This is a genomic window from Nitratidesulfovibrio liaohensis (assembly GCF_011682075.1).
Taxonomy (GTDB): domain Bacteria; phylum Desulfobacterota; class Desulfovibrionia; order Desulfovibrionales; family Desulfovibrionaceae; genus Cupidesulfovibrio; species Cupidesulfovibrio liaohensis.
Map to the genome: position 1 here is coordinate 1 of NZ_VSMK01000255.1, position 3,992 is coordinate 3,992.

The window sequence follows — 3,992 nt, forward strand, 5'->3', positions numbered from 1 at the left end:
CACCACCCGCCGCGCCCGCGCGGCCAGCCCGGCCACCATGGCGCGCAGGTCGGGGTCGTCCCCTTCGCGCCCCGGCGTCACGCCACCGGGAACTACGAGGGTATGCGGGGCGGGGGCGTCCGAAACGGCAACGGCTGCGTCAAAGGCATCGGGCATGGTGTCGGCCAGTACGGACAGCCCCGACGACGAAACCACCGGTCCCGTGGTCCGCGCCACGAAATGGCAACGATACGGCACGGGGCGCCCCTGCCGCTCGGCCAGCCGGACCGCGCAGGAGAACACGTCGAGCGGACCGGCAAGGTCCAGCCCCACGAAACCGGGGTAGAGGGCAAACACGATGTGGCGCGTGGGCTGCGGCATGGGAACCTCACGGGGGATGGCAGGCAGGCGGACCGGAAAGGCGGGCAAAAGGCGGCACCCCGCCGCCTGACCCGTGCAGCCTACCGGTTCCCCACCATGGCGGCAATGTCCTGCATCACGCACTTTCTGCCAAAAGCGGTCACACGGCATCGACCGGCATGGAGCCGGTGCGTGCTTTCAGCCGCACCTCTTTCGGGAAATTCACCGGACTCAGGCGTTGCCGCTTGCCTCGCCGTCCAGCCAACCTTCCCCACCGTTTCCCGCCCCGCCATCCGCCGCGAACATTCGCAGTGCCGCCTCGATCAGGCTGGGGTCCATGAAGTCGGAACTGCGTTCCAACTGCCGGTTTGCGGCGCGGCGCATGCCCGCCACGAAGGGCGCGGCCTCCGGCCCGTGCGCGGCGTTCAGGGCGTCGGCCACCGTCGGGCACAGGTAGTGCACGCACAGCGGCGACTTGAAGAGATGCAGCGTGCAGCCGGTGGCCGTCAGGTACGGGCAACCCCGCTCGCCCATGGGTGCGCCGTGGGCGTGATGGGTGCCCTCCTCGGCCTGCAGGCGGGCCAGCGCATCGCCCATGCGCAAGGCAAGGGCCGTGGGATGCTGCATCATGATGTCCGACAGGCTGAACACCACGTTGTGGCTGCGGTTGCAGCAGCCCAGCGGGGGGCGTTCGCAGCCGTCGCGGCAGATGTGCTTGGTGGCACGGTCCTGCACCATGTCCAGTTGGCGGGTGTACAGGGAATAGCCAACCAGCGCGCGACGCAGGCCGTCGTCCATGCCGCGTGACGGGTTTGCGGAGCCTGAGGACCCCGTGCTCCCCGAGCGCCCCGGAACTTCCCCGGCAAGCAGATGCGCGCTGAGCCGTGAGACATGGTGACGCACCGTGCGGGTGGAAAGCAGCGGGTGGTCGCGGCCAGCGAACAGGGCGACGTCATCCGCCACATGGCGGTCCGCGGTGCGGTCTTCCCGCCCGGGCAGTGCCTCGAGCCAACCGTCGATGGGCATGGGGGGCACCTTTTGTGGTGGGCGGAATGCATGACACACCGCCGAATAATGCGGCAAACACGCCAGAAACGAACCACCCGCAGCGCACAGGCACATGCCGACATGCACTGGCACGCATCAGCACCCATCGGGCAACTCGTCGACAGGGCATCGCCAATCGCACATCGCGGCGTGCGACACAACATGTCCAAGGTCATCCGTTTCCGCATAGCACACGGATTTCCGCATTGTACACCGCATTCGCAATGCAAAGTCGCACCAGTTGCACACGCCTGCCCTCTTTCCGCATACCAAACGCACACCTACACCATGACGTACTGCATTCTTCCACGAATGTGCCGCCACCCCGTGCTGTTGCCGCCCAACAGGGCAAACGCGAAGGGGGCATGACCCAAAGGCCCTGCCCCCATTGCTTTGCGCGCCCGGCACTGCCGGTGCGGCCTATCGTGCCTGCGGTCGGCACCCTGCGTCGGTCACGCCGCGCAACCGCCGGACGATACGGCTAGAACTCGTACACCAGATTGAAGGTCAGCTTCTTGGCGGCATTCAGGTCTTCGCCGTCGGCACCCCAGACATCTTCGTCCAGATCCAGGCGGATGTAGCCCATTTCAAGGATGAAGGTGAGGTTTTCGTATATCTGGTAGGTGTGGTCGAAGTTCACTTCCCAGGCGCTGTCCTTGTCAGTCAGAAACACGCCGCCCTGCGCCGGGGCCAGTTCGCCAGCCAGCCCGGCGGTATCCTTCACCAGTTCGGAATCGTTGGTGCCGCGCATGTAGGCCACGCGGACGAGGTGCGACAGGTTTTCGACGAACGAGATGTCCGCCACCTGCACGCCGATGCCCCACAGGCCCGCGCCGTTGAGCGCAAACTGGCTGTCCTGGTTGAAGACGGAGCCGGGGAAGCCGAAGCTGGTGGGCGCCCAGGCATTGGGCGACACTGAAGGCATGCGCTCGGAACCGTTGTCGATGTCGTCGTCTTCCCCGCTGCCGTACCAGGCAAACACGCCGGGGGTGGCGGATTCCATCTTGTATTCGACCATGGCCGAAACCAGCCAGCCCTCTCGGGTGGCGTAGTCCTCATCGGCGTCCTTGCGGCCGTAGGTGGCGTCCATCTTCACGGAGAAGGGGTCGAACATGGACAGTTCAACAGCCACCCCGCCCCACCACGCATCGTGGGTGGGGGTGTCGTCGCCGGTCATGCCGGTGCGCTCACCCAGACTCTGCATGCCGTCCCGGAAGGTCTCCCACGATTCCGTGTCGGTGCCGTCCACATCCTTGCCCACGGAAGCGTACACGACGTACGGGGTCACGCTGACGCCGTCCAGGGTCACCGGCGCGGTCAGGCCGAACAGGTCCACTTCGTCGAAGTCGTTGCCGGCGGCGGCGGAGTTGCCGGAGTTGTTGTCGTAGGGGCGCGCCCAGAAGGCGGTGAGGGCCACATTTTCGCTAACGGTGTAGCTCAACACCAGGGCGGCCACGTCCTCATCGCTCAGGATGGGGCTGGCACCAAAGGTGGCTCCGGGCAGATCCATGCCCTGCAAGCCCATGCGGACCTTCAGTTCGGTATTGGGCACGGTCCAGTCGATGTACGACCGGCGCACCTTCACCGACTTGCCGTCGGAACCCAGTGCACCGTCTTCCTGGCCCCAGGTGGTGGTGCCCATTTCCAGAAACACCACACCGCGCAACGATTCGCTGGCGATGATGTCGATCTGGGTGCGCAACCGCTGGTGTGCCGCGAAATCGTCTTCGCTGTCGCCGCCGTCATCGGCGGAACGATAATTCATGCCATCGGTCCACGAGAAGTCGAAGGCCCATTCGCCCTTGGCCTCTATGGTGGCGGCGCTTGCCGGAGACACCGCGCCGCACAGCAGCGCCGCGCCGAGCAACAGCGTGATCAAACGTTTCATGCTTCCTCCTTCCTTGCAGGAATATGCTGCGGGCCGGGCGGCAGTGGTGCCGCGCGGCCCCGTGCAACGCCGCGCCGCGCAGGGGTACGGTGGACGTTTCCGTGCTAGATACTGAAAATGATTTTCACAGTCAATCTCATTGACAAAAACATTTCGCCCCTCACCAGCGGAGCGTTTCCCCCTGTACATCCGGCATCCCGGAACCCCACCGCAAACACGCGCACCAGCGCCACGGGCTCCATGCCGCGCATGCTCCGGGCGAAGGCCTCGCCATGCCTGCCCGCATCACCGATATCCCAACTTCGAAACGCGGTTGAAACATTTTGCTTCATATCGGCACACAACCAAACTCCCACCTCGTACACCTGCCGCCAAGTTCCAGCATGACACACAACATCAACTACGCATTTTCTACCGCAGCGGTTGTATTTCTACTATACCACAATGGTATACAATCAAATCTACCACACAAGTAGACTACTATTTTTTGCAACACCACTTCCACGGTAGTCTTTAATGTGCTACACATCCTTCAAACACATTCGCATTTGCGACGCCACAATACGGTGCAACGATCATTCTCCTGCGTTCTACGCGACAACGACGAACGCAGAACAGGAGGTTCGCATGTCCACATCCACCGCAACCCCGCAAGCGGCCCACGGCCAGCCGGAAGCGCCGCCCGCCGCGCACGCCGCCACGGGGCTTCCGCAGCCCG

Annotated in this window: 2 protein-coding genes and 1 pseudogene; all 3 read right to left on the reverse strand. The window is 64.4% G+C overall.

The features are described from left to right. Nucleotides 1-360: pseudogene (locus FVW27_RS09700) on the reverse strand (AraC family transcriptional regulator); the annotation flags it as partial. Between the two features lie 210 nt (nt 361-570). Next, nucleotides 571-1,365: a hypothetical protein gene (locus FVW27_RS09705; protein WP_167124701.1), complete on the reverse strand. Its 795-nt coding sequence runs from the start codon at nt 1,363-1,365 to the stop codon at nt 571-573. A 502-nt stretch (nt 1,366-1,867) separates the two neighbouring features. Beyond that, the gene (locus tag FVW27_RS09710) at nt 1,868-3,274 is read right to left on the reverse strand and encodes an outer membrane homotrimeric porin (RefSeq protein ID WP_167124703.1); all 1,407 of its coding nucleotides are present in this window, start codon (nt 3,272-3,274) and stop codon (nt 1,868-1,870) included. Between the last annotated feature and the right edge of the window lie 718 nt (nt 3,275-3,992).